General features: G+C 69.7%; 6 protein-coding genes. 3 read left to right on the plus strand and 3 right to left on the minus strand.

Annotated elements, in window-relative coordinates; genetic code table 11:
* Positions 1-108: 108 nt before the first annotated feature.
* Positions 109-1,242, minus strand: a complete 1,134-nt coding sequence (locus ABZ749_RS27885) for a cupin domain-containing protein (RefSeq protein WP_357233023.1) — start codon at positions 1,240-1,242, stop codon at positions 109-111.
* A gap of 13 nt (positions 1,243-1,255) precedes the next feature.
* Positions 1,256-1,516, minus strand: coding sequence for a hypothetical protein (locus ABZ749_RS27890; protein ID WP_357233025.1), 261 nt, complete (start codon positions 1,514-1,516; stop codon positions 1,256-1,258).
* A gap of 198 nt (positions 1,517-1,714) precedes the next feature.
* Between ABZ749_RS27890 and ABZ749_RS27895 the strand changes: the two genes are divergently transcribed.
* Positions 1,715-3,295, plus strand: coding sequence for a helix-turn-helix transcriptional regulator (locus ABZ749_RS27895; protein ID WP_357233028.1), 1,581 nt, complete (start codon positions 1,715-1,717; stop codon positions 3,293-3,295).
* A gap of 27 nt (positions 3,296-3,322) precedes the next feature.
* Here ABZ749_RS27895 and ABZ749_RS27900 read toward each other — a convergent pair whose 3' ends face one another.
* Positions 3,323-4,333 (minus strand): aldo/keto reductase, encoded by a 1,011-nt coding sequence (locus ABZ749_RS27900; RefSeq protein ID WP_357233030.1) that lies wholly within the window; start codon positions 4,331-4,333, stop codon positions 3,323-3,325.
* 123 nt (positions 4,334-4,456) lie between these two features.
* Here ABZ749_RS27900 and ABZ749_RS27905 point away from each other — a divergent pair, with 123 nt between their 5' ends.
* Together ABZ749_RS27905 and ABZ749_RS27910 are read left to right on the plus strand one after the other, a co-directional pair.
* Entirely contained in the window at positions 4,457-5,065 is a 609-nt protein-coding gene (locus ABZ749_RS27905; RefSeq protein WP_357233032.1) for a TetR/AcrR family transcriptional regulator, read from the plus strand.
* Between the two features lie 160 nt (positions 5,066-5,225).
* The gene (locus ABZ749_RS27910; protein ID WP_357233034.1) at positions 5,226-5,627 is read left to right on the plus strand and encodes a winged helix-turn-helix domain-containing protein; all 402 of its coding nucleotides are present in this window, start codon (positions 5,226-5,228) and stop codon (positions 5,625-5,627) included.
* Positions 5,628-5,672: the final 45 nt, after the last annotated feature.

Genomic DNA, 5,672 nt, shown 5'->3' on the forward strand with positions numbered 1-5,672 from the left:
GAACGGGCGCACCAGCCGGGCCTCGACCACTCCGAGGTGCGCGAACTGCAACTCAAGGCGCGCAAGTTCGGCTTCTGGGGCCTGGCCACCCCGGACCGGACGGTTCGCTCAGATCACAACCTGTTTGGTGTTCGGCAGGCTGTCCACCATCGACTTCTGCACGTTGATCGTGTCCGCGATGATCTCGTGGGGCGTGTTCGCCATCCACTGCATCACCGAGATGTCCTCGAACCGGGGATGGCGGAACATCTCCAGGAACACCAGTGGCTCGTCGCCGGTGTTCTCGATGTAGTGGCCGTACGCGAAGGGAACGTAACCCACGTCGCCGGCCTGGAAGTCGAACGTCCGGGCGGCGGCCTGCGAGGCGAAGACGCCCATCCGTCCGGTGCCGGAGATGTAGTACTGCCACTCGTCGGTGGTGGGATGCCAGTGCAACTCGCGCATCCCTCCCGGCTCGACCTCCACCAGTGCCGCGGCGGTGGTCACGGAGGCGGCGAAGTTCGTCGAGTCGGTGATCCGGACGGTACCCCCGCGGAACCGCTGCGGGGTCTGCGCGAGCATCCGGTGCTTGAAGCTCCGGGGGATGTCACCGGTCGGGCTGACCACCCGGTCCTGTTGCAGGGGCGGCGGGACATCACCTTGGAAGATGTACTTCTCCCGCTCGGGCAGGTTCTCCATCTGTTCCAGCGTCCAACCGAAGTTCTTCGCCAGGACGTGCCGAGGGGTGTGTGCGAAGAAGTCGCTGAGCAGGAACGTGTTGTTCTCCGAGAACGCCCCGTCGTTGAAGACCAGCAGGAACTGTGCGCCGTCCTCCAGCGCCTGGATGTTGTGCGGTACGCCCTGCGGAAAGAACCACAGATCGCCGGCCTTCACGTCCTCGATGAAGTTGCGTCCCTCGTGGTCGACGGCGCTGATCCGGCAACTGCCGCTGATCATGTACGCCCACTCCGACTGCTGGTGCCAGTGGATCTCCCGGTATCCGCCCGGCTCCAAGCCGAACTGGACACCAGCCAACTGCGTGGCGATCGGGAGGTCGCGGCTGGTGACCTCCCGGGTCCAGCCGCCCTTCTCCACCCGGGTGTGCGCCTGCGAAAAGGAGAACTTGAGGTTGGGCACCAACCGGCTGTCGGTCGTCGGCGGCACCACCAGATCAGGATTCTGCCGCTCAAGCTCGACGTTACGGCCGGCAAGGGGCGCGGCACCCTGATCGCCGCGCCGCGGCTGGGGATCGCTGTTCGCCATGATCGCTGTCTCCTCAGTCGGGTTGGATCGGATTGGGTGCGGGAAGGGATCCGCCCCGCAGCCGTAGCCGGGACGAGACCCCCAGCAGGGCACGAAGTCCGGGCCAGCCGTACTGGACCGTGATCGCGACCGGAATCGCCGCGGCGGTCGCCATCAGCACCAGACGGGTCCACGCCGGAGCGTGACCACCCGCCCCGGTGCCGGCGTAGAGGACGAACATCAGCAGTACGACCCGGAGCCGATGCAGACCGGGAAGTTCGGTGAGCTGGGCCATGACTCGATGATTGGCGCCGAACGCTGTCTGACGCATCACGTGATCGCGCCATTGCCGCCAGTCAGATCCCGGACGGCGCAGGCCATTCCACCCAATCGAGCTGGTTCGTCGATCTGGTCGCCCCTGCCTGACGCCATGGCTAGGCTCGGTCGCAGGACGGCCTTTCGACGCGCCTGGTAACAACCGGGGAGAACGCCATTGTCCGAATCACCCTTCAACGCCGGGACGCTTCCGGCCGACGACATCGCCACCGACGCCGAACAACGACGGCACCGGCTGTTCGCCACGGCGGACCAGCTCCGGCTGGGCGGGCGCGGGATGGAGGCGCTGCACGTCCTGGCGGCGGAGATCGCCACGAGTCGCAGCGGCGAGCGCCACCGCGCCCTCCTGCTCGGGCGCCTGGCGCAGATCGTGGCACTGGAGCAGCCGGCCATCGCCCTCGCCGGTCTGCGGGAGGCGTTGCACCTCCGACTGGACGCCCCCAGCCGCAGCACGCTGCTCGCCCTGGTCGCCACGATCGCGGCCCGCACGGGACATCCGGACACCGATGCCCTGCTGCGCGACGCGGGTACCGCGCACGCCGCGTCGGGTGATCAGGCGTCCGCTCGCCATCTCGCCCTCGGCCGGGCCGCCCGCTCACTCGCGCACGGCGATCTGCCGGGCGCCCAGGCCGTGCTGGCGGCCCTCGACCCGGACTCCTGGGCGGCCCGCGCCGACGCCGCGTCCATCCGCGCGGAACGCATCCTCGTGCAGCTCGGTCTGGGTCGGCATCAGGACGCGCAGGCCGCGACCTGTCAGCCGCCCGAGGCGACCGACGTCTCACTCACCGGGCTGACCGCGCTGGACTGCCTGCGCATGGTGGCCGTGGGAGAGCTACCCGAGGCGGCTGCGCTGGCCGTCACGACGCTCAGCTCCGGTTCGGCGAACCTCAGCAGGGAGGTGCGTGCCCTGTTGGTCGCGGTGATCGGCGAGGTCCGCTACCGCCGTGGCGAACACGACGACGCCCGCGCCATCCTCCGCGCCTGCCTGGCCGAGGACCGGTGGCCCGACCGAACTATGTGGACATTTGCGTTCTGTGTGGCGGTGCGCGATGCCACCCTCAGCACTCCGGCGGGCCTGCTCAACAGGGTCGTCACCGACCTGCACCGGTCGGTCCGGCCGCTCCTGCCCGTGCCGCATTTCGGCCCCCGACTGGTACGCGCGGCGATGGCCGCCGGCGATACCCAGGCCGCGGGTCGCGTCACCGAACTGGTGGAGCTGGTGTCCACCCGTACGCCGGTGCCGCTGTGGCGAGCGCTGGCCGACCAGAGCCGAGGGTTGCGCGACGGTGACGCCGGCGCGCTCCGGTCGGCGGTCGACCAACTGCGCACCACCGCAGCCCGGCCGGCGCTGGCCGACGCGTTGCTGGACCTCGCGAACTGCCCTCGGACGCGGTCCGGAGAAGCGGGCGATGCCGCGCAGGAGGCGGCTGCCCTGTACGCCCGGATCGGTGCCCCAGGCGACCAGGCGATCGCGGACCAGCGCTGCGCCGCCCTCGCCGCCACCCCGCGGCACCGGCCCTCGATGGACGAGCTGCCGGGCCGGGGCATCGACGCACTCACCCCCGCCGAGGAGCGGGTTGCCGAGATGCTCGCCACCGGTGCCACGAAGAAGGAGGCGGCCAGGAGCCTCTTCGTCTCCTTCCACACCGTGGACACCCAACTCCGCTCCATATACCACAAGCTGGGCATTCACAATCGGATGCAGTTGGCGCGGGCCTGGGAACGCGCCGGACGATAATCAGCCGATGAGCCCGCTCCCCCGCCGTCACTTCTCGCTGTCGAGCAGGCCCATCATGGCGGTCGCGTACCGCTGGCCGGAGGCTGCGCCGGCCGGAACGGCCCGCTCGATCTCGTCCATCGCGTCCTGGTCGAGCACCACGTCGACAGCGGCCAGCGACTCGGTCAGCCGGTCCCGCCGCCGCGCCCCGACCAACGGCACGATGTCTTCGCCCTGTGCCGCGACCCAGGCGATCGCCACCTGACCGGTGGTCACCCCGAGCCGCTGTGCGACCCGGCCGAGCGCGTCCACCAGGCGGAGGTTGGCGGCCAGGTTCTCGCCCTGGAACCGTGGGCTGTTCGCCCGGAAGTCCGTGCCGGTCAGCTCACGCTCCGCCGACCAGTGGCCGCTGAGCAGACCTCGGGACAGCACCCCGTAGGCGGTCAGCCCGATGCCCAGCTCGCGCAGCGCCGGCAGGATGGTGGCCTCCGGGCCTCGGGAGAGCAGCGAATACTCGATCTGGACGTCACTGATCGGTGCCACCGCTGCGGCCCGACGGATGCTGTCGGCACCCACCTCGGAGAGCCCGATGTGCCGGATGTAGCCGGCCTGCCGCATCTCCAACAGCGCACCGACGGTCTCCTCGACCGGTACCTGCGGATTCAGCCGCGACGGCCGGTAGATGTCGATGTGATCGGTGCCCAACCGTCGCAGCGAGTACGCCAGCCGGTCCTTCACCGCCGCCGCCGACACGTCGTACGGTGCTGCCTGGAAGCCGCCGTCGGGTGTCCGGCGTGCGCCGAACTTCACGCTGAGCACCACCTCGTCCCGGCGACGCTCCCGCAGCACCCGGCCGATCAGCATCTCGTTGTGACCCGAACCGTAGAAGTCGGCGGTGTCGATCAGGTTCACGCCGGCATCGATCGCGGCGTGCAGCGTCGCGACGCTCTCCGCCTCGTCGGCCGGCCCGTACAGGTCGGACATGCCCATCGCGCCGAGCCCGATGATCGAAACCTCCGGCCCGGAGGCACCCAACCGTCGCCGTCGTAGACCCGTCATGTCCCTCGTCTCCTTCGGTCGTCGTCGGTGCGTGGTGGCGCCCAGGCACCGCTGTGTACGCTGTGTACGCTGTGTCCATATAACCAGCAAGTAGACAGCGTGTCCATATAACCGGGAGGACCAGTGGCCGAGCTCACGCCGGATGCCCAGCCGCCAGCACGCCGTGGTCGCGGCCGCCGGCCCACCGACCAGGTACGAGCGGAGATCCTCACGGCCGCCGGTGAACTCCTGCTGGCCGAGGGCATGGCCGGCTTCACCATCGAGAAGGTCGCCGCCCTCGCCGGGGCCAGCCGGATGACGATCTACAAGTGGTGGCCCTCCAAGGGCGCGCTCGCCCTGGACGGCTACTTCACGGTCGTCGCGCCCACGCTGGCGTTCCCGGACTCCGGCGACATCGTGGCCGACCTGACCGACCAACTCGTCGCCTTCGTCCACCTGGTGCGCGACACCACCGCCGGACGGGTCATCAGCCAACTCATCGGGCAGGCGCAGACCGACCCGGAACTGGCCGCCGCCTACCGCGAGCGCTACTCCGCCCCCCGCCGGGCCCTTGCCGTCGAAACCCTCAACCGGGCTATGACCCGGGGGCAGCTGCGCGCCGACATCAACCCCGAATCCGTCGTCGACCAACTCTGGGGTGCCTGCTACCACCGCCTTCTCATCGCCGACCTGCCGCTCACCGAGGACTTCGCCCGCACCCTGGTCGACAACCTCATCCGCGGACTGCGCTGACCGGCAACCGGTCCGGCCACCACAGGCCAGGGACCGGCAGGGCCGCACAGGCGACCACCCGACCAAACATGAAGATCATGTTCAATCGGTGCTAACGTCATCGATCGATGCTCAAGCGATCGTCAGTCTCGCCCGGCCAGCACCGCAACCTGAGGTGAGGATGCCCCTCCACTTCGACCTGCTCGGGCCGCTGACAGCGTCGCGGGACGGCCGGCCGGTCCCGCTCGGGTCGACGAAACAGCAGCTGGTGCTGGCAGCTCTGCTGCTACGCCCGGGTGAGGCGATCTCCGCCAACGAGCTGATGACGATGGTGTGGGGCGACCAGCCCCCCGCCTCGGCCGCCGCGAACCTGCGCACCTACCTGCGAGGGCTGCGCCAGGCACTCGACTGCGCAGCGGACGAGCGCCGCCGGATCCTCACCACACCGGGCGGCTACCTGCTTCGCGTCGAGCCGGACGAGCGGGACGTGGACCGGTTCGACGCGGCGGCGGCGCGAGGACGGGCGGCGCTGGCTCCTAATTACGTAAAGGTGGCGCGCGTCAGCGGCCGAGCAGCTTCTTGATGCGCTTGACGTCGGCCTTGGCCAGCACGACCGTGCCGGTCAGCC

Origin of the sequence: Micromonospora sp. NPDC047753, from assembly GCF_040642735.1 — a bacterium.
Lineage (GTDB): Bacteria > Actinomycetota > Actinomycetes > Mycobacteriales > Micromonosporaceae > Micromonospora.